11 protein-coding genes are annotated in these 20,688 nt (G+C 72.6%); 9 read left to right on the forward strand and 2 right to left on the reverse strand.

Annotation, left to right across the window (positions count from 1 at the left end):
* Positions 1-3: 3 nt before the first annotated feature.
* From ACIBNA_RS25055 to ACIBNA_RS25065, 3 genes are all read left to right on the forward strand, one after another.
* Positions 4-936 (forward strand): oxygenase MpaB family protein, encoded by a 933-nt coding sequence (locus ACIBNA_RS25055; RefSeq protein WP_399167363.1) that lies wholly within the window; start codon positions 4-6, stop codon positions 934-936.
* Positions 918-3,146, forward strand: coding sequence for a tetratricopeptide repeat protein (locus tag ACIBNA_RS25060; protein ID WP_399167364.1), 2,229 nt, complete (start codon positions 918-920; stop codon positions 3,144-3,146). Before ACIBNA_RS25055 ends, ACIBNA_RS25060 begins: the two co-directional genes overlap by 19 nt.
* Positions 3,147-3,274: 128 nt before the next feature.
* Positions 3,275-4,852: a phytoene desaturase family protein gene (locus ACIBNA_RS25065; RefSeq protein ID WP_399167365.1), complete on the forward strand. Its 1,578-nt coding sequence runs from the start codon at positions 3,275-3,277 to the stop codon at positions 4,850-4,852.
* Between the two features lie 75 nt (positions 4,853-4,927).
* Here ACIBNA_RS25065 and ACIBNA_RS25070 read toward each other — a convergent pair whose 3' ends face one another.
* Entirely contained in the window at positions 4,928-6,709 is a 1,782-nt protein-coding gene (locus ACIBNA_RS25070) for a serine hydrolase (RefSeq protein WP_399167366.1), read from the reverse strand.
* A 150-nt stretch (positions 6,710-6,859) separates the two neighbouring features.
* Between ACIBNA_RS25070 and ACIBNA_RS25075 the strand changes: the two genes are divergently transcribed.
* From ACIBNA_RS25075 to ACIBNA_RS25085, 3 genes are all read left to right on the forward strand, one after another.
* Positions 6,860-7,969, forward strand: coding sequence for an NAD(P)H-dependent flavin oxidoreductase (locus ACIBNA_RS25075; protein WP_399167367.1), 1,110 nt, complete (start codon positions 6,860-6,862; stop codon positions 7,967-7,969).
* Positions 7,966-9,519 (forward strand): acyl-CoA synthetase, encoded by a 1,554-nt coding sequence (locus tag ACIBNA_RS25080; protein ID WP_399167368.1) that lies wholly within the window; start codon positions 7,966-7,968, stop codon positions 9,517-9,519. Before ACIBNA_RS25075 ends, ACIBNA_RS25080 begins: the two co-directional genes overlap by 4 nt.
* A gap of 112 nt (positions 9,520-9,631) precedes the next feature.
* On the forward strand, positions 9,632-10,897 hold the full coding sequence (locus ACIBNA_RS25085) for a DUF418 domain-containing protein (RefSeq protein ID WP_399167369.1): 1,266 nt from the start codon (positions 9,632-9,634) through the stop codon (positions 10,895-10,897).
* Between the two features lie 50 nt (positions 10,898-10,947).
* Here the strand turns inward: ACIBNA_RS25085 and ACIBNA_RS25090 are convergent, their stop codons facing one another.
* Positions 10,948-13,386 (reverse strand): penicillin acylase family protein, encoded by a 2,439-nt coding sequence (locus ACIBNA_RS25090; protein ID WP_399167370.1) that lies wholly within the window; start codon positions 13,384-13,386, stop codon positions 10,948-10,950.
* A 155-nt stretch (positions 13,387-13,541) separates the two neighbouring features.
* Between ACIBNA_RS25090 and ACIBNA_RS25095 the strand changes: the two genes are divergently transcribed.
* Genes ACIBNA_RS25095 through ACIBNA_RS25105 form a run of 3 tightly spaced genes read left to right on the forward strand, consistent with a single transcriptional unit; the run spans position 13,542 to position 20,675 of the window.
* Positions 13,542-15,065 (forward strand): acyl-CoA synthetase, encoded by a 1,524-nt coding sequence (locus ACIBNA_RS25095; RefSeq protein ID WP_399167371.1) that lies wholly within the window; start codon positions 13,542-13,544, stop codon positions 15,063-15,065.
* A 20-nt stretch (positions 15,066-15,085) separates the two neighbouring features.
* Positions 15,086-15,397 carry a trypco2 family protein gene (locus ACIBNA_RS25100; RefSeq protein ID WP_399167372.1) on the forward strand — a complete coding sequence of 104 codons (312 nt, stop codon included), beginning with the start codon at positions 15,086-15,088 and terminating at the stop codon, positions 15,395-15,397.
* Between the two features lie 10 nt (positions 15,398-15,407).
* Positions 15,408-20,675 carry an aKG-HExxH-type peptide beta-hydroxylase gene (locus ACIBNA_RS25105; RefSeq protein ID WP_399167373.1) on the forward strand — a complete coding sequence of 1,756 codons (5,268 nt, stop codon included), beginning with the start codon at positions 15,408-15,410 and terminating at the stop codon, positions 20,673-20,675.
* Positions 20,676-20,688 lie beyond the last annotated feature (13 nt).

Consider the following 20,688-nt stretch of genomic DNA (forward strand, 5'->3'; position numbering starts at 1 on the left):
CGCATGACCGGCGCGGACCCCGGGCTGTTCGGACCCGGTTCGGTGACCTGGCAGCTGCACGGCGACCCGATGATGTGGATCGCCGGCGTCCGGGCGCTGTACCTCCAGGCCCTGCACCCCCGCGCGGTACGCGGCGTCATGCAGAACTCCGACTTCCGGCGTGACGCCTGGGGCCGCCTGATGCGCACCGCGAACTTCGTCGGCACGGCGACGTACGGCACCACCGAGGCCGCCGAGCGGGCGGGCGCCCGCGTCCGGAAGATCCACGGCATGCTGACGGCGACCGACCCGGACACCGGCGAGCGCTACGGCGTCGACGAACCCGGTCTGCTTCTCTGGGTGCACTGCGCCGAGATCGACTCCTATCTGGACGTCCTGCGCAGATCCGGGTTCCGGCTCACCGACGCCGAGGCCGACCGCTACGTGGCCGAACACCGGGAGAGCGCACGCCTGGTGGGTCTCGACCCCGAGTCCGTACCCGCCGACAGGGCCCAACTGGCGGCGTACTTCGAGAAGGTGCGCCCCGAACTGACCGCCGGGCCCGAAGCGCGCGAGGTGGACGACTTCCTGCTCCGCCCGCCGACGCATCCCCTTCTCGTACCGTTGCGCGAGGTGCTGTGGCGGCGCGTGGCACAACTGGCGTACGCCTCCCTGCCTCCGTACGCCCACGAGCTGTACGGCAGACCGGCCCCCGCACCCGCCACCGTCACCCGGCAACTGCGTCTCACCGGTCTCCTGCTGCGCCGCGTTCCCGCACGTGTGCGGTGGCAACTCCCGCCCAAACACATCCTGCGCGCCATGGCGAGGCTCGGACCGGACGCGCGTCCGGCGCCGTACAAACTCGGACGACAGGCCGCCATACTGGGTGGGCCAGGGGAGGGGCGGGCGAACAGCTACCGGGGGGAGCGTCGCGCGAGATGGGGGAGACCAGGCTGATCCACGGCCGGTACCGGCTGCTCGACCTGATCGGGCGCGGCGGCATGGGGGAGGTGTGGCGGGCACGGGACGAGTCCCTGGGCCGGCACGTCGCCGTCAAGTGCCTCAAACCGCTGGGCCCGAACCACGACCACGCGTTCACGCGCGTGCTGCGGGAGCGGTTCCGCCGCGAGGCCCGGGTGGCCGCCGCGCTCCAGCACCGCGGCATCACCGTCGTGCACGACTTCGGCGAGTCCGACGGCGTCCTCTACCTCGTCATGGAACTGCTGGACGGCCGTAACCTCAGCCAGCTCCTGGAGGACAACAAGCAGCACCCGCTGCCGGTCGCGGACGTCGTGGAGATCGCCGAGCAGGTCGCCGCCGCCCTCGCCTACTGCCACGAACAGGGCATCGTCCACCGCGATCTGAAGCCCGCCAACATCGTGCGGATCGGCGACGGCACGGTGAAGATCTGCGACTTCGGCATCGCCCGGCTCGGCCACGACATCGGCTTCACCTCCCGGCTGACCGGCACCGGCATCGCCATGGGCACCCCGCACTACATGTCCCCGGAGCAGATCGGCGGCACCGAGGTCGACCAGCGCAGCGACCTGTACTCGTTCGGCTGCGTGCTGTACGAGATCGCCACCGGCGTACCGCCGTTCGACCTCGACGACGCCTGGGCGATCCTCGTCGGCCACCGCGACACCCCGCCCCGCCCGCCGTGCGAGTACCGCCCCGAACTGCCCGCGTACCTCGAGCGGGTCATCCTGGACCTGCTCGCCAAGGAACCCGACGAACGGCCCGGCGACGCCCGCGAGCTGGCCCGCCGGATCAGCGCGCACCGGGCCGCGCCCGCGTACGTGCCGACCGTCGTGGCGGCCCGCCCCGCTCCCGGCGCGATGGCGCACGCGGGCCGGCTGCCGTCCTGGACCCACGGCATGACCACCGGCCACAAGGCGGCAGGTGCCGGACTGCGCACCACGCCGCCGGACCCGGCCGCCGGACTGTCCGGCGAGTGGATCGCGCGGCCCGCCACCGGTCCCGTCGAGGAACCCGCCCCCGAACAGCGGCCCGCCCCGCCCCCGGAGGTCCTGACCGCCCTGGCCGGCCGGCACAACGCGGGCCTGAGCCTCGGCCGGCTCGGCCGCTGGGCGGAGGCGGGGGAGGTGCACCGGGCGGTCGCCGCCGAACGCGAGCACCTCCTCGGCCCCGACCACCCGGACACCCTCGCCAGCCGCTACGAGGTCGCCTTCACCCTCAGCCGCACCGGCCGCGCCGCGGACGCCCTGCGTGAGTACAAGCACGTCGCCGAGGCCAGGATCCGCTCGCTCGGCGCCGACCACCCCGACACGCTGGCGGCCCGCCAGGAGATGGCCTACGTGCTCGGCCGGCTCGGCCGTCCCTTCGACGCCCACCGGGTGTACACCTCGGTACTCACTTCCCGGGAGCGCACGATGGGGCCCGACCACCCGGACACCCTGCGCTGCCGGCACAACCTCGCCTTCAACCTCAGCCGCCTCGGCCGCCTGGAGGACTCCTACCGCATGGCCCGCGAGGTGGCCGCCGCCCGCGCCCGGGTGCTCGGGCCGGACCACCCCGACACCCTGGTCACGCGCTACGAGGTCGCCTACGCGCTCGGCCAGCTGGGCCGCTGGGCGGAAGCCCTGGAGACCTACCGCGAGGTCGCCGATGCCCGGTCCCGGGCCCTCGGTCCCGACCACCCCGACACCCTCGCCGCCCGCCACGAGGTCGGCATCAGCCTGGGCCGCCTGGGCCACAGCGCGGAGGCCCTCGACCTCTACAGCGCCCTGGCCTCGGACCGCACCCGGGTCCAGGGCCCCGCGCACCCCGAGACCCTGCGCGCCCGCCACGGCCGCTGCGTCAACCTCGGCCGGCTCGGCCGCTGGGAGGAGGCCCTCGCCGAGTCCCGCGACGTGAGCGCCGTCCGCGAGCGCGTCCTCGGCCCCGACCACCCGGACACCCTGGTCAGCCGCCGCGAGGTCGCCGTCGGCCTCGGCTGGCTGGGCCGCTGGGCCGACGCGCTCACCGAGTACCGCCGAGTGGCCGCCACCCGCGAACGCGTCCTCGGCCCGGACCACCCCGACACCCTCGCCGGCCGCAACGACGAAGCGCACTGCCTCCAGCAGTTGGGCCGCAGCGACGAGGCCGTGGCGCTGTACCGCAGGGTGGCGGCCCTGCGCGGGCAGCGGGCTTCGGCCGGGGGGTGACGGGGGGTGGCGGGTGGTCGTGCTGTCCCCGGCCACCGGCACCGCCGCCCTGGCCCGTCAGCGCACTGTCGAGACGCCCGGTCGCCGTTCGTCTGGCCGACCTGGATCACCCCGTGTTACGAAGAACCATGACCGCACCCCTGGGACCCCGCGCACACCGGACGTACGACGCCGTCATCGTCGGCGGTGGCCACAACGGCCTGGTCGCCGCCGCCTACCTGGCCCGGGCCGGACGTTCCGTGCTGGTGCTGGAGCGGCTGGACCACACCGGTGGCGCGGCGGTGTCCACCAGGCCGTTCGCCGGGGTCGACGCCCGGCTGTCGCGCTACTCGTACCTGGTCAGCCTGCTGCCGAAGAAGATCGTGCGGGACCTCGGCCTGGACTTCCGGGTCCGCACCCGGACCATCTCCTCCTACACGCCCGCCGAACGCGACGGCCGCCCCACCGGGCTCCTCGTCGGCGGCGGCGATCGGCGGACCAGGAAGGCGTTCGCCCGGCTCACCGGCTCCGACCGCGAGTACCGGGCCTGGCAGGAGTTCTACGGCATGACCGGCCGCGTCGCCCAGCGGGTCTTCCCGACCCTCACCGAGCCGCTGCCCACCCGCGAGGAACTGCGCCGCCGCCTCGACGACGAGGAGGCCTGGCGGACGCTGTTCGAGGAGCCGATCGGGGTCGCCGTCGAGGAGCGCTTCGCGGACGACCTGGTGCGCGGCGTGGTCCTCACCGACGCGCTCATCGGCACCTTCGCCGACGCCCACGACCCGTCGCTGAAGCAGAACCGCTGCTTCCTCTACCACGTGATCGGCGGCGGCACCGGCGACTGGGACGTGCCGGTGGGCGGCATGGGAGCCCTCACCGACGCCCTGGCCGACGCGGCAATCGCCGCGGGAGCCGTCCTCGCCACCGGCCACGAGGCGCTGCGCATCGCCACGGACGGCGGCACGGCCGAGGTCACCTACCGCACCGCCGACGGCGAGGGCACCGTCGCCGCCCGGCACGTCCTGGTGAACGCCTCCCCGCAGGCCCTGGCGGAACTGACCGGCGACATGCCCCCGGCCCCCGCCGAGGGCGCCCAGCTCAAGGTGAACATGCTGCTCACGCGGCTGCCGCGGCTGCGGGACGGCGCCGTCGACCCGCGCGAGGCGTTCGCCGGCACCTTCCACATCGCCGAGGGCTACGAGCAGCTGGCCACCGCCCACGCGCAGGCCGCCGCCGGTGACCTGCCGGCCGCGCCGCCCTCCGAGATCTACTGCCACTCGCTCACCGACCCGACCATCCTCGGCCCGGACCTGGCCGGCCAGGGTTGCCAGACGCTCACCCTCTTCGGCCTGCACACCCCGGCCCGCCTGTTCGAGCGGGACAACGACGCCGTACGCGAGGAGCTGCTGAAGTCGACACTCGCCCAGCTCGACGCCCACCTGGCCGAACCGCTCGCCGACTGTCTGGCCACCGACGCGGACGGACGGCCCTGCATCGAGGCCCGGACCCCGCTCGACCTGGAGCGGGATCTCGGGCTGCCCGGCGGCAACATCTTCCACCGCGAGCTGAGCTGGCCCCACGCCCAGGACGGCACGGGCCGCTGGGGCGTGGAGACCCGGCAAGCGAACGTGCTGCTGTGCGGGGCCGGCGCGGTGCGCGGGGGCGGGGTCAGCGGGGTGCCCGGGCACAACGCGGCCATGGCGGTACTGGAAACCGGGAACGACTGAATCACTGCCGTCCTGTGGGGCACTCCGACAGCACGAAGGTGCAGAAGGTCGTCTTCAACCAGTGACCGGACCGGCTCAGTCGGCCGACGGTGTCCACCCCACCGCTTCGACGCGCGCCGCGTCCGCCGGGCGCGCCTCGTCGAAGAGGACGCCGTCGGCCGCGTCCACACGCAGCCCGTCCACATAGGCCCCGCGGCCGACGTACCGCCGGTCCGACGCGTACCGCCACCGCAGGACCAGCCGGCGAGCGGCGGGGAGGCCGGCCGAGACCCGGTGCCAGACGCGGCCGGACCAGCCCGTGACCGAGCCCGACGGGTGCCGGCGGGGGTCTTCACCCCGGCGGGACGTCGTGAAGGGCACCGGCTGCCAGGTCGTGCCCCCGTCGGCCGTCGCCTCCAGGACCAGCACGTCGGCTCCGGGCTCGGTGTCCCACCACAGCGCGCAGCGCAGCCGCGCCCGGCCGGACGACGTGTCGAGCGTGGGGAGGGTGAGCGTAGCCGTGGCGGAAACCGCCATCCCGGAGAACCAGGCCGTGCGTCCCCGCTCCGGCCGGACCGGCACGGCCCGCGCCAGATTGTTCGCGGCGGCCACCCGGGGAGCCGACCCGGACCGCCAACTGCGCACCGGATGCACCGAGTTGCCCAGGACGACGAGGAACGAGTCGGTCGTCGGGTCGAGCACCAGCGAGGTGCCCGTGAAGCCGGTGTGCCCGGCGCTGCGCGGCGTGGCCATCGCGCCCATGTACCAGTGCTGGTAGAGCTCGAAGCCGAGGCCGTGTTCGTCCCCGGGGAACGCGGTGTTGAAGTCGGTGAACATCAGCTCCACCGACTCCGGCGTCAGGATCCGCGCCCGCCCGTAGACACCGCCGTTGAGCAGCGTACGGCCGAGGACCGCGAGGTCCCACGCGTCGGAGAACACGCCCGCGTGGCCCGCGACCCCGCCGAGGCCGAAGGCGTTCTCGTCGTGCACCTCGCCCCAGACCAGGCCCCGGTCGAGGCCGGACCACGGTGGGCGCGCGTCCTCCGTGGCCGCGATCCTCGGCCGCCAGGAGGCGGGCGGGTTGTAGCGGGTGCGGCGCAGGCCGAGCGGCGCGGTGATCTCGTCGCGGAGGAGGACGTCCAGAGAGCGGCCCGTGATCCGCTCCAGTACGAGCTGGAGCGAGATGAGATTCAAGTCCGAGTACAGATACGCCGTGCCCGGAGTGCTGACCGGCGCCTCGTTCCAGATGAGCTGGAGCTTCTCCTCGTACGTCGGAGCGCTGTACAGCGGGATCCAGGCGCGGAAGCCCGAGGTGTGCGTGAGGAGCTGACGGATCGTGATGTCCTGCTTGCCCGCGCGGCCGAAGTCCGGCAGGTACGAGGCGACCTTCCCCTCCAGCTCCAGCCTGCCCCGCTCCATCTGCTGCACGGCGAGGAGCGAGGTGAACAGCTTCGACACCGACGCCAGGTCGAAGACGGTGTCCTCGGCCATGGGGATCTGCTCGTCGGCCGGGAACTCGATGCCGGTGTCGGTCTTCTCGTCGTAGGCCCGGTAGCGCACCGCCGTGCCGATGGGCCGGTGCAGGGCGACGGTGCCGCCCCGTCCCGCGAGCAGGACGGCGCCCGCGTACCAGGGGTGCTCGGGGGAGGGGCCGAGGAACGCCTCGGCGTCGGCGACGAGTTGCCGCAGATGGGAGGTGAGCAGTCCGGCGCGGGCGGCCGAGCCGTGTCGCAGCGTGGGGCGGTGAGCGCTAGCCGCCGGGGCGGCTTCGGCAGGTCCGGCGGGCAGCGGGGCGAGGGCGAGCGCACCGCCGAGGGCCAGCCCCCCTCTGCCCAGTTGACGCCGGGTCAGTTCACCGCTCGCCGCTCTGTCGGTCACCGCGCAACTCCTTCGCCTCAACCGTCTCGCGTGTCGCCGGAAGTATGTCCGCCGCACGCCTCCACGAATCTGGCGGAGAACGTACCGGGAATCTGACGCAGCATCAGACAATCTCTTCCGTCCTCCGGAGGACTCCGGCATCCTGCGCCCATGCAGACGGAGCTGAGCCAGAAACTGGGAGTCGAGCACGCCGTCTTCGGCTTCACGCCGTTCCCCGCCGTCGCCGCGGCCATCAGCCGGGCCGGCGGCCTCGGCGTGCTCGGCGCGGTCCGTTACACCGCCCCCGACGAGCTCAAACGGGACCTGGACTGGATCGAGGCGCACGTGGACGGCCGGCCGTACGGCCTGGACGTCGTGATGCCGGCGAAGAAGGTCGAGGGCGTCACGGAAGCAGATGTCGAGGCGATGATCCCCGAGGGCCACCGGCAGTTCGTCCGGGACACCCTCGCCAAACACGGCGTGCCCGAGCTCGCCGAGGGCGAGGCGTCCGGCTGGCGCATCACCGGATGGATGGAGCAGGTCGCCCGCACCCAGCTCGACGTCGCCTTCGAGTACCCGATCCGGCTCCTGGCCAACGCCCTCGGCTCCCCGCCCGCCGACGTCGTCGCCCGCGCCCACGACCAGGACGTCCTCGTCGCCGCCCTCGCGGGCAGCGCCCGGCACGCCCGCAAGCACAAGGACGCCGGGATCGACATCGTCGTGGCGCAGGGCTACGAGGCCGGCGGCCACACCGGCGAGATCGCCTCCATGGTGCTCACCCCCGAGGTCGTCGACGCCGTCGCCCCGCTGCCCGTGCTGGCCGCCGGCGGCATCGGCAGCGGACAGCAGGTGGCTGCCGCACTCAGCCTCGGCGCTCAAGGTGTGTGGCTGGGCTCCATATGGCTGACCACCACAGAAGCGGACCTCCACTCGCCAGCCCTCACCCGCAAGCTGCTCGCGGCCGGCTCCGGCGACACCGTCCGCTCCCGCGCGCTGACCGGCAAGCCCGCACGCCAGCTGCGCACCGAGTGGACCGACGCCTGGGACGACCCGGCCGGGCCCGGCCCGCTGCCCATGCCGTTGCAGGGCCTGCTGGTCGCCGAGGCCGTCTCGCGCATCCAGAAGTACGAGGTCGATCCCCTGCTCGGCACCCCGGTCGGGCAGATCGTCGGCCGGATGAACAGCGAACGCAGCGTCCAGGCCGTCTTCGACGACCTCACCCGCGGCTTCGAACAGGCCGTGGACCGCATCAACCGCATCGCCGGAAGGAGCGGCCAGTGACCAGCAGCGTTCCCGCGGGCTTCTGGGCCCAGGCCACCGCCGACCCCGACCGCGCGGTCCTGGCCGCCCCCGACGGCGAGGAGTGGACCGCCGGCCGCCTGCACGCCGCCGCCAACCGGCTCGTCCACGGCCTGCGCGCGGCCGGGCTGGAACGCGGCGACACCTTCGCGGTGGTCCTGCCCAACGGCGTCGAGTTCCTCACCGCGTACCTGGCCGCCAGCCAGGCCGGGTTCTACCTCGTCCCCGTCAACCACCATCTCGTCGGACCGGAGATCGCGTGGATCGTCTCCGACTCCGGCGCCAAGGTCCTCCTCGCCCACGAGCGCTTCGCCGACGCCGCACGCCACGCCGCCGACGAGGCCGGGCTCCCGGCCACCCACCGCTACGCCGTCGGCCCGGTCGAGGACTTCCGCCCCTACGCCGAACTCCTCTACGGTCAGCCCGAGTCGGTGCCCGCCGACCGCACGCTCGGCTGGGTCATGAACTACACCTCGGGCACCACCGGCCGCCCGCGCGGCATCCGGCGCCCGCTGCCCGGAAAACCGCCGGAGGAGGCCTACCTCGGCGGCTTCCTCGGCATCTTCGGCATCCGGCCCTTCGACGACAACGTGCACCTGGTGTGCTCACCGCTGTACCACACGGCCGTGCTCCAGTTCGCCGGCGCGTCCCTGCACATCGGCCACCGGCTGGTCCTGATGGACAAGTGGACGCCCGAGGAGATGCTCCGCCTCATCGACGCCCACCGCTGCACCCACACCCATATGGTCCCCACCCAGTTCCACCGCCTGCTGGCCCTGCCCGACGAGGTGAAGGACCGCTACGACGTCTCCTCCATGCGGCACGCCATCCACGGCGCCGCGCCCTGCCCCGACCACGTGAAACGGGCCATGCTCGACTGGTGGGGCCCCTGTGTGGAGGAGTACTACGCGGCCAGCGAGGGCGGCGGCGCCTTCGCCACCGCCGAGGACTGGCTGAAGAAACCCGGCACCGTCGGCAAGGCCTGGCCCATCAGCGAACTCGCGATCTTCGACGACGACGGCAACCGGCTGCCGCCCGGCGAACTGGGCACCGTCTACATGAAGATGAACACCGGCGGCTTCTCCTACCACAAGGACGAGGCCAAGACCCGCAAGAACCGCATCGGCGACTTCTTCACCGTCGGCGACCTCGGCCACCTCGACGAGGACGGCTACCTGTTCCTGCGCGACCGCAAGATCGACCTGATCATCTCCGGCGGCGTCAACATCTACCCGGCCGAGATCGAGTCGGCCCTGCTCGCCCACCCCGCCGTCGCGGACGCCGCCGTCTTCGGCATCCCGCACGACGACTGGGGCGAGGAGGTCAAGGCCGTCGTCGAACCGGCCCCCGGACACCGGCCCGGGCGCGCCCTCGCGGCCGACCTCCTCGACCACTGCGCGCACCTGCTCGCCGGTTACAAGCGGCCCAGGAGCGTCGACTTCATCACCGAGATGCCCCGCGACCCCAACGGCAAGCTGTACAAGCGACGGCTGCGGCAGCCGTACTGGGAGGGCCGGACCCGGCCGGTGTGAGGCGGCGGTGCGGCTTTGGTCGCGCGGGCGGGCACGGGAGTCATCCTTTGGTCGGCGCCCGCTCGCCCTCCGGCCGATGTCCGGCCGGGCCCCGCCTTCCTAGCGTGAAGCCATGACGATCGCGACCGAAGAGGCACCGCTGCGGCGTGGGGGCGTACGGCCCGGCGAACGGGCACTCGCCCCCGATCTCGCCCGCGGCGTCATGCTGCTGGGCATCGTGCTGTCCAACACCGCCTTCCATCTGTGGGCGGCCCGGCGCGGGCCCTCCGGATGGCAGCCCGTGGACGGCTCGTGGCTGGACCACGCCGTGCAGTTCACCATGATCATGGTGCTTGACCTGCGGATCTACCCGCTCTTCGCCTTCCTCTTCGGCTACGGCATGATGCAGCTCTACCTCCGGCAGACCGCCGCCGGCACCGACGGGCGCGTCGCCGCGAAGGTCCTGCGCAGGCGCAGCCTCTGGCTGATCGTCATCGGCCTGGCGCACGCCACCTTGCTGATGTCCGGCGACATCATCGGCTTCTACGGAGTGTTGAGCCTCATCCTGGGCCTGGCCTTCCTGCGGCGCGGCGAACGCGCCCTGACGTGGTGGATCTGGATCGGAGTCGCCCTGATGGTGCTCGTCACGGCCGGGCCCGTCATCTCCGCGCTGCTCCAGGGCGAGCTGGGCACGTTGGGCGACGCCGACGCCGACGCGGGCTTCAAGGCGTACGCGCCGGACGAGGAGAACTGGCTCACCGCGGCGGGCACCCGGCTCCGGACAGGCCTGTTCATCACCTTCGCCGCCGCCCCGCTGACCCTCGTCGGCGGCGGGTACATCCTCTTCCTGCTCGGCTTCCGGGCCGCGCGCCGCCGCATCCTGGAGGAGCCGGGCCGCCACCGCACGCTGCTGCGCCGGACGGCGGTCATCGGCATCGCGGCCGGCTGGCTCGGCGCGCTGCCCGCCGCCCTCGCCCACATCGGCGTCCTGCACGTGCCGGACGACATGCAGAGCGAATCCGGGGCGCTCACGGCCCTCCGCGACATCACCGGCAACGCCGCGGGCCTCGGCTATGTCGCCGCCGTCGCTCTCTTCGCGCACTGGTGGACCACCCGCGGGACCCGCCGCGGCACGACGGCGGTGACGGCGGTGGCCTCCGTCGGCAAACGGTCCCTGTCCTGCTACCTCGCCCATTCGCTGCTCTTCGCCCCGGTGCTGGCCGCCTGGGGACTCGGCCTCGGCGCGCACCTGGGCAGCACGACCATGGCACTCTTCGCGTTCGCCGTCTGGCTGGTCACCGTGGCCGGAGCGTACGCACTGGAACGGACCGGCCGCCGGGGCCCCGCCGAAGCGGTGCTGCGCCGGCTGATGTACGGGCCCCGGGCCGACCGGGGATGACGAGATGAACGGGGGTGCCGCCCCACCGGAGCGGCACCCCGCGGCCACGGTCAGCGGCGCTCGTGCACCCGGACGACCTTCAGCTTCGGCGAGGACAGGACGTCCTTCTCGCAGAAGCGCGACGTCACCCACTTCTCACCGGAGAACAGCCGGGTCTGGTCGGCGTGGTGAGGCGACTCGGGGTTCGACGACTGGGAGTACGTCAGCAGGGTGCGGGCCACCGGGCAGCGGCTGCCGTCCCAGCCCACCGCCTGGAGGTGACTGCTGCCGAACGGCACCTCCGTGTAGCCGCCCTGAGCCGCGTTCCACGTCGGTTCGAGCACGTTCCACACGCCGAGCCGTCCCGCGCCGCCGGGCATCGCAAGGCGCTCACCGCCGCGGACGACGAACTGGTGCGCGCCGAGCGGCGCGTCGAGCGCGATGCCCGCGGCGCGCAGTTCCGCCACCGCGTCGGCGAGGGCGACGGCGAAGCCGGGCGCGTCCGTGTTCAGCGTGTTAGGCGTACGCACCGGGTCCGCCGCCGAGAACGGCACCTTCCACAACTCGGCCGTCGGCACCGCCTGTTCCAGCTTCCGCCAGAACCGGTCGAACAGCAGCGCGCCCCGGCTCCCGGTGTCCATGGTGCGGTCCCACGCCGTCAGCACCCCACAGGCCGCCGACACGTCGACGGCCTTGCCGTCGCTGCCCGCCGCCGTGCCGCCGGGCAGCGCGGCGCACGCCCGTGCCACGTCCGTCGCGGTGAGATCACCCGCGGGCACCCGGTTGGCGAACTGCTGCCGTTGCAGGTCGCGTACGGTCAGGCGGCCCCGGTCCGCCATCGCCGCCACGTCCTCGATCCCGCCGCGCGTGCGCAGCCCGAGCTGCGTCTCCACGGTGCCGAAGACCCGCTCGTATCCGGTGATCGGCCGGTCGGCGTTGGTCATCCACGCGGTGCCGTTGGAGTTCTCCACGTACGGCGCGTCCTGGAGCGTCGGCATCCGCGCCGGCCCGAAGATGCCCGGCGCCACCGCGTCGGGATCGCTGCCCAGGGCGCAGTCGCGGCGCGAGCCGTCGAGGATCGCGATACCGGACGCCGGATACATGGTCCTGCCCAGCGCCGTCGAGCAGCGCTCGGCCAACTCGTCGGTGATGCGCGGAAGCACCTGGGACTGGGTGAAGAGGGAATGTCCCGCGCGGTCGGCGGCGATCGTGTTCACCCAGGGGATGCCCTGGTGCCGGGCGAGGGACCCGAGGACGTCGTCCGTGCTCCGCGCCTTGCCGAAGCCGAGCGAGGTGTCGGCGAAGCGGAGATTCGCGGCGTTCGGGTCGTGCAGGGCGTAGGCCGTCGTGCTCGTCCACGGCAGCGGGACCTGGGAGCTGAGGGAGGTGACGACAGGACCGTAGCGGGTCCACCACTGGGTGCGGGTCACCGGCTCGCCGTCCTTCACCGCGACCGTCACGGTCCGCTTCGTCATACGCTCCCGCTCGCCGTCCACCAGGTACGTCGTGGGATCGGCCGGATCCAGCGTCAGCTGGTGGAAGTTGGCCGGTATGCCGGTCGAGACGGTGTGGCTCCACGCCACATGTGCGTTGAAGCCGATGGAGATCGCCGGGGTGCCGAGCAGAGCACCACCGGAGACGTTCAGCTCTCCGGGGATCGTCTGCTGTGACTGCCAGAACCGGCGCCCGCCCTGCCACGGATAGTGCGGGTTGCCCAGCAGCAGACCGCTGCCGTTCGCCGTCGTGTCGCCGCGGAAGGCGACCGCGTTGGAGCCCATGCCGGGGTCGCCCCATAGCTCGTCGGCCGCCTTCGCCACGGCTTTCGCGTCCGGCGTGCGGGCGGCGGGCCGGGAGGAGGGGGAGCCGGAGGCGGTGCCGGCTCCGGTCGGTGGCTGCGCGGCCGTGATCGTGTCCACGAAGCGCCCCTCGCCGGAGATCGAGGCGATGGCGAGGCCGCGGGCGGCCACGTCCAGCTCGGTGACCGGACGGACCCAGGAGGCGCCCGCGCAAGCCGGATCAGTGATCTTCTTCTGCTTCAGCCAGGCGTTGTAACCGGCCGCCCAGCCGCGCATCATGTCCCGGGCCTCACGGCTCGGGCCCACGGGCGCGGGCTCGGCGAGCAGCTTCTCCACCGTGCGGGTCTCACGGACTCCGCGGAAGTACAGGTCACTGGCGAGATTCGTCCTGGCCCCGGAGAGGGCGCCGCCGGCGGCCGTGCCGGCGCCGAAGTGCCGGGAACGCTCGCCCCGCAGGGTCACGAACCCGTCGGCCAGCGTGCAGACCTCGTCGGCGGCCTGCGCCCAGCCCGTACCGAAGCCCAGGTCGGCGTAGTTCTTCGCGAGGATGTGCGGGATGCCGTACTCGGTGTAGCGGATGACGGCGGACAGTCCGTCGCGGGACGGGTGCTGCTCCGCTCGTCCCTGGCTCGGGGCCGCGGCCGCGGGTAACGCGGACGCGGCCGTGAACAGGGCCGTGGCCCCGAGAACGAGTCGTCTCAGGCGGCTACGCATCGTGCCCTCCAATGTCATTGAGGGAAAAGAGACTTGAGCGTGCAGATGTGCCGCATGCGCACGTCAGTACCATCACACCGGACGCCTCTGACGGCGGCAGGGTTGAGCCCCACGGTTCTTGACCTCGCCCGGCGGTGAACCGAGGATCATGTGTCATGACGACGCCCGGACACGGCAGCACGGTCGACGCAGTCCTGCGGCGCAGCGCCCGACGCACCCCGGCGCGCGTCGCGGTGGAGTACGGCGACCGCACGTGGACGTACGACGAACTGGACACCGCCGTCTCCCGCGCGGCGAGCGTCCTCCTCGGCCAGGGGCTGTCCCCGGGTGACCGGGTGGGCGCGTACGGCCACAACTCCGACGCCTACCTGATCGCCTTCCTGGCCTGCGCCCGCGCGGGCCTGGTGCACGTACCCGTCAACCAGAACCTGACCGGCGACGACCTCGCCTACATCATCGGCCAGTCCGGCAGCTCCCTGGTCCTCGCCGACCCGGACCTCGCCGGGCAACTCCCCGACGGCGTACGGTCGTTGCCCCTGCGCCACGCCGAGGACTCACTCCTCGCCCGGCTCACCGGCGCGCCCGCGTACGACGGCCCGGAGCCGCGCACCGAGGACCTCGTGCAACTGCTGTACACGTCCGGTACGACCGCCCTGCCCAAGGGCGCGATGATGACGCACCGGGCCCTGGTCCACGAGTACCTGAGTGCGATCACCGCCCTCGACCTCAGTGCGGGCGACCGTCCCGCGCACTCGCTGCCCCTCTACCACTCGGCGCAGATGCACGTCTTCCTGCTGCCCTACCTCGCGGTCGGCGCGACGAACATCATCCTCGACGCACCCGACGGCGACCGGCTCTTCGACCTGGTCGAAGCGGGCCGCGTGGACAGCCTGTTCGCCCCGCCCACCGTCTGGATCGCCCTGTCCAACCGCCCCGACTTCGCCACCCGCGACCTGAGCGGCCTGCGCAAGGCGTACTACGGGGCCTCGATCATGCCGGTCCCCGTCCTGGAACGGCTGAAGGAACGCCTGCCGGACCTGGCGTTCTACAACTGCTTCGGGCAGAGCGAGATCGGCCCCCTGGCCACGGTCCTGGCCCCCGAGGAACACAAGGGGCGCATGGACTCCTGCGGCCGACCGGTGCTGTTCGTCGACGCGCGGGTGGTCGACGAGGACGGCAGGGACGTACCGGACGGCACCCCGGGTGAGATCGTCTACCGCTCCCCGCAACTGTGCGAGGGCTACTGGGACAAGCCCGAGGAGACCGCCGAGGCCTTCCGCGACGGCTGGTTCCGCTCCGGCGACCTCGCGGTACGGGACGCGCACGGCTACTACACGATCGTCGACCGGGTGAAGGACGTCATCAACTCCGGTGGCGTACTGGTCGCTTCACGCCAGGTCGAGGACGCCCTGTACACCCATCCCCAGGTCGCCGAGACGGCGGTCGTGGGCCTGCCCGACGAGCGCTGGATCGAGGCCGTCACAGCCGTCGTCGTCCCACGCGGCGAGGTCACCGAGGCGGAACTCATCGCCCACACCCGCGAGAAGCTCGCCTCCTTCAAGGCGCCCAAGCGGGTGGTGTTCGTAGAGGGCCTGCCGCGCAACGCCAGCGGGAAGATTCTCAAGCGGGAGCTTCGGAAGAGCCTCGGGGGCGGGGCGGGGCCGGTAGCATCCGGGTAGCGCGGCACGAGGGGGTCATAATGATCGAACTGTCCGACATGATCCGCGAGTTGAGGAGTCAGCTGACCACTGCCCTGGCGGACGGCGCAGGCGAGGCCATCCGGTTCGAGGCCGGCCCCGTCGAGATCGAGGCGACCGTCGCCGTCACCCGCGAGGCGGGCGCCGACGCCAAGGTCCGGTTCTGGGTCGTCGATGCGAACACTCGGGGTACCTACGCGAACGCGCAGACGCAGCGCGTCAAGCTCACTCTCACGCCCGCCACCGTCCCGGTCGGCGGAGGCCCGCCGCGACCCGCCATGATCGCGGGCGACGAGGCCTGCGACGAGCGCTGATCGAGGGCGCATGCGGATCGATCGTGGGCTGGTGCCGCAGCGGGTCGCCAAGATCATCGTCACGCCCACGAATGGCGGTGCGCGCCGACGTGGCTCGGGCTACCTCGTCTCTGCGGGGCGCGTGCTCACCGCTGCCCACGTCATCGAGGACGCGGCGTCGATCGAGATCCGCTTCCAGGCCGACCGTCCGGACGTGCTGACCGTGGCGGCGGCCGTGGAGTGGCGGCACACCGGCATCGATGTCGCCGTACTGGTGGTTCCGGTCCGGCTGAGCGAGACGGTGACGGGCGCGGCGCCCTCCGCGTCCTACGGCCGGATCGGGGAGCGGGACGTCGTCCTGCGCTGCACCGCGCTGGGCTTTCCACGCTTCAAGCTCCGCACCGACAGCGACGGTTCGCTCTTCCGGGACGCCGAGCACGCGGACACCACCTGCGCGGCACTGTCCAACCGGGGCGAGGGCACGCTCGACCTGAAGGTGACCTCGCCCCCGGCGGACGACCCGGACCCTCGCAAAGACTCCTGGGAAGGCATGTCCGGTGCGGCTGTCTTCTGTGAAGGCCACCTCGTGGGAGTCGTCTCCCGCCACCACCGCAGCGACGGGCCGGGCCGGATCGCCGCATGCCGGGTGGACCGCTGGGCCGAGACCCTGAGCAGGCGCGAACTCGTCGACCTGGAGCATGTGCTGGGCCGCAGGCTGACGCCCGAGGAATTGCCCGACGTCACCGAAACGACCGTCCACGGCATGACACCCGCGGACCGGATCGGCGGACCGCTCGGCCGGTTCGCCCCGCCGGCGTCCGGCCCGGCCGCCGTGCCACTGGCCGTCCCGCAGCGCAGGATCGCATCGGACCGGCTGCGCGGGCGCGACGGGCAGGTGGGCGAACTGACCGCCGCGATCACCCGGCGGGCCCACGGCGACGGCTCCGAGCGGGGCGTATGGCTGTTGTCCGGCATGGGGGGCTGCGGCAAGACGACCCTCGCCCTGGAGACGGCACACCGGCTGGCCGCCACCATGACGGGAGTGTGGTGGGTGTCGGCAGCGGACGCCGAGGCCCTCTCCCTGGCGTTGCGCGCGGTCGCCTTCGACGCGGGCGCCCGGGTCGCCGACTTCGCCGGACCATCCCATCCCGCTGACGTGCTGTGGAGGTTCCTCAACGCCCTCACCACGCCCTGGCTACTGGTCCTGGACAACGTCGACGACCCCTCGGTGCTGGCGGCGGAGCCGGCCCGTACGGCCGAGGGCGTCGGCTGGCTGCGCCCACCCGCGCACCCTTGGGGGACGGTGCTGCTCACCAGCCGGGAATCCCGCCGTGAACGCTGGGGCGACTGGGTGCACATGGTCGACGTCGGCAACCTCTCCGGTTCCGACGGAGCCGAAGTCCTCCACGATCTCGCTCCGGGGGCCGGTGAGCCGGAGGAGGCCCGGGAACTCGCCGAACACCTCGGAGGTCTGCCTCTCGCCCTCAATCTCGCCGGCTCCTATCTGGCACGGGCGCTGGATGACCCCTGGCCGATGCCCTCGACACCCGAGACGTTCGACGAGTACCGCGCCAGCTTCGACTCCCGTCTGGCCGACATGGCGTTCGACCCCGACACGGATCTGGGCCCCGACGAGCGCAACCGCCGCGCGATCGTCAGCACCTGGGAGCTCTCCCTCGACCTGTTGCACCGGCAGGGCACCGACCTGGCTCGCCCTCTCCTGCGGTTGCTCTCGGCCCTGGGCCCGGCACCCGTTCCGTACCGGGAACTCATCGCATCGGAACTCCTCGCCGAAAGCGAACTGTTCACCGCGCCCACGGAAGAGCGGCTCCAGGAGGCGGTGAAGGGCCTCGCCGGACTCCAGTTGATCACCATCGAGACAACCCGCGAGTCCGCCGGAGCGAAGGGCCGCCCCCAGCGCTGGATCACCATTCATCCGATGGTCCGGGCCGCCTGCCGCGCCCACGCCGACTTCACCGTCCAGAAGCCCCTGCTGCTGCGCCTCGTCACCGCATTGCTGGAGAGGCACACGGGCCCCCTCGACCCCTTCGACACCAAGGACTGGCCCCGCTGGCAGGCCATCGCCCCGCACTGTGCCGCGGTCCTGTCCCTGCTGCCCGAGGACGACCGGGTGGACCCGGACCTGGCCGTGGCGACCACCGAGCCCGCTGTGCGGACCGCGCAGTACCGCACCGACCTCGGCATGTACCGCGAAGCCAGCGCCGAACTCGACGCACTCGGCTCGCTCCGGGCCCGGCTGCTCGGCGACGACCACCCGGCCACCATCGCCGCCGCCCTCCACCGCGCCTGGGCGGTACGCCAAACCGGCGCCCTCGTCGAGGCGGACCAGTTGTACCAGGACGTGGGCCGGGCCTGCGCACGCGCCCTGCCGGACGGACACGCCTACCTTCAGTCGGCGAAGACGGGCCGGGCCCGGGTACTGCGGGAGCTGGGACGGTACGAATCCGCCGAGGAGGAGTTACGCGCGGCCCTGGCCATGCGCCTGAAGACCCCGACCTACCCGCGCGGCATTCTGCGCATCCGGCACGAGTTGGCGATCCTGGCCCACAAACGCGACCGCCATGAGGAAGCCGTCGCCGAACTGCGCAGCCTCTCAAGGGAGTTCACAGAGCTCGTCGGTGAGAACGACCTGGACACCCTGGCCAACTGGGTGACACTCGCCCGTGCCCTGCGCGAGGCCGGTCACGCCAGGGAAGCGGAAGAGGCCATCGAGAACGCCGTACGCGGATATCTGACGGTGCTGGGGCCCGAGCACCCCGACGTGCCGATGGCCCGCCACGAACGCGCCCGGCTCATCCGCGACCACGAGTCGGACCCCGAATGCCTGAAGCGGGCGCGGGACGAGTTCGACGACATCTGGCGATTCAACGAACGCCACCTGGGCTCCGACCACCCCGACACCCTCGCCGCCCGGCACGAACTCGCCACGACCTGGCACCTGCTCGGTCGGCCGGACCTGGCGGTGGAGCACTTCGAGGCCGTCCTCGAAGCCGGCAGGCGGCGGCTGGGCGACCAGCATCCCGACGTCCTGTGCTGCGCCCGCAACCTCGCCGGAGTACGAGCGGAACTCGCGGAGCACACGGTCGCCCCCGGTAGGCAAACGGACGGCGACGGCGACGACGCGGCACTTCGAGGAGGCCAACCGATGGACGACATCCACCCCGCCGACCAGGACTTACGTGCACCCGCCGCCCCTGACCTGGCGAACCTCCCCCTCGAACAGGCCCTGGCCAGCCCCTCCCACACTGCCGCCGCACGCCTCGTCGGACGGTACATCCGGCCCCGGGTGAACCGGAGCGGAGAGGGAGGCGGAGGGGGTGGCTACTCGGGGAGCAGCTACTCAGGGTCCGCCCAGCGGCCGGTGAGCTACACACCGGTGCCCGCGGACCGTGTCCCACAACGGGACCTCGCCAAGGACATGCTCGGGCCGCCGTTTCCCACATCCGCCGATCTACGCACGATGGCCGCGGGCGCCGAGGACGGCGCCCTGGCCCAACGGCTGCGAGCCCAGCAACGCGAGGCCCGAGCGGTGGTTCTGGACGAACTCATCGACCTGACAGCCGTGGTCACACCCTCGGGCGAGACCGAGTCACTCAAGGCCTCGGACGTACGGGAGCTCCTTGTGCGGGCGAAAGGGGCCGACCCGAGTGCGGTGACGGCCGTGCTGCTCCACCCGTCCGTGGGCCGCTGGCTGAGCCGGGCCCTACGCGCCCTGCACACACCCCCGGGCGGACCGCGCACCTGGGCCGGGGCACCGCCGGCCGACCTCCTCCGTCTCCACTCGGTCGCGGCGGCGGTCGGCGTCCGGGCCCGACTCTTCTTCACCCTGCCCGTCCCCGTGCACGCCGGTCACGTCCACCTGCCCGGCCTGGGAGCCGCCGATCTGCGTGCGTCCGGGACCGCCGTAGCCCAGGTCGTCTCCCTGGGGGGCGCCGCCGTCGTCAGAGGCGAGGGCGTGGAGGTGCGGCTGCCGAGCCGGAGCGATCCGAACCCGCCGGGCTGGGTCCCCGTCCACCGGGTGCGCACACCCGTCGGGCGGCGCGGCTTCGACCTCGTCCTGGAAGACGTGGACCCCTACCGCGAGAGTGACGAGCCTGTGCCGCCCGACCCGCTGGGGCCGGTGGCGCTGACCCGATGGCGGCGGACGATCCGCGATGCGGGAAAGCTGCTCTCCGATCTCACGCCCGGGCAGGCCGACGCCCTCGCGGTGACCCTCACGGCCCTCACCCCCCGGACGGAGGCGGAGCCGACCGCCGGCACGATGACGTCCGTGTCGTCGAGCGATGCGTTCGGCGGCGTCGTGCTCAGCACGCCCCCCGACGCGGTGGAACTCGCCGCCACCCTGGTCCACGAGTTCCGCCACATGGAACTGGACACCGTCCTGGACTCCCTCGACCTCTACGAAACGGAGCGCGAGGGGCCCGACGGGGAGCTCTACTATGCGCCGTGGCGCGACACCCCGCGCCCGCTGCCGGGATTCCTGCACGGCGTCTTCGCCTTCTTCGCGGTGGTCGACTTCTGGCGGGAACTCACCCACTGGGCCCGCGACCGGCACCTGCGGCGGCGGGCCCAGTTCCAGTACGCGTACTGGCGCATACAGACGGGGCACGCCTTCGAGACCCTGTCGACAGCACGTCTCACCGATTCCGGGCGGGAGCTCATCGCCGGACTGGGCGACCGCAGGGCCAGGTGGACCGTCCCCGCGGCCGTGCCGGAGGAAATCACCGCGCTCGCAACGGAAGCCGCCGTCGCCCATCGCGTCCGCTGGCGACTGCACCATGTGACCCCCGACCCGCACGCCGTGTCGCAGCTGGCCGAAGCGTGGCGCTCCGGTGCGGAAGAACCCAGGAGGAGGGTCGCCGGCGTACTACTGCCCGACACTGCCGTCCCCTCCTTGAACCACTACACGAAGATGCTGTGCCAGTGGGCGACCGCCCCGGACGAGGACACCGTCCACGACCCCGCCGACCTGGCCCGCATCCAGGGCCGTCGGCACGAGTCCCGCCGCCTCGCCACCGACCAGGTGACACGGCAACCTCAGCAGCCTGAACACTGGGCCCGGCTCGCTCTCACCTTGCGCCGGGACGCCGGGACGGCGTCTTTGGACACCGCCGACGCCGTGGCGGCACGAGCCCTGGTCCACTGTCCGGAGGTGGTTCGCGCCACCTTCGCCCGCATCGCCGTACAGCGGGGCGAGCAGCCGGACCCCGTGTCACTGGCCGCATGGCTCGGCGCTCCGGCGAGCCTGCCCGACCTCCCCTCCATGCACTCCTTCTGACGCGGATGCCGAT

This window comes from Streptomyces sp. NPDC050164, assembly GCF_044459945.1.
In the GTDB taxonomy this organism is placed as follows: Bacteria; Actinomycetota; Actinomycetes; order Streptomycetales; family Streptomycetaceae; genus Streptomyces; species Streptomyces coeruleorubidus_A.

Coding starts and splice junctions, on each gene's coding strand:
- ACIBNA_RS25055 (WP_399167363.1), top strand. CDS start 4: ATGACCGGCGCGGACCCCGGGCTGTTCGGACCCGGTTCGGTGACCTGG.
- ACIBNA_RS25095 (WP_399167371.1), top strand. CDS start 13,542: ATGACGACGCCCGGACACGGCAGCACGGTCGACGCAGTCCTGCGGCGC.
- ACIBNA_RS25090 (WP_399167370.1), bottom strand. CDS start 13,386: ATGCGTAGCCGCCTGAGACGACTCGTTCTCGGGGCCACGGCCCTGTTC.
- ACIBNA_RS25100 (WP_399167372.1), top strand. CDS start 15,086: ATGATCGAACTGTCCGACATGATCCGCGAGTTGAGGAGTCAGCTGACC.
- ACIBNA_RS25060 (WP_399167364.1), top strand. CDS start 918: ATGGGGGAGACCAGGCTGATCCACGGCCGGTACCGGCTGCTCGACCTG.
- ACIBNA_RS25065 (WP_399167365.1), top strand. CDS start 3,275: ATGACCGCACCCCTGGGACCCCGCGCACACCGGACGTACGACGCCGTC.
- ACIBNA_RS25085 (WP_399167369.1), top strand. CDS start 9,632: ATGACGATCGCGACCGAAGAGGCACCGCTGCGGCGTGGGGGCGTACGG.
- ACIBNA_RS25105 (WP_399167373.1), top strand. CDS start 15,408: ATGCGGATCGATCGTGGGCTGGTGCCGCAGCGGGTCGCCAAGATCATC.
- ACIBNA_RS25075 (WP_399167367.1), top strand. CDS start 6,860: ATGCAGACGGAGCTGAGCCAGAAACTGGGAGTCGAGCACGCCGTCTTC.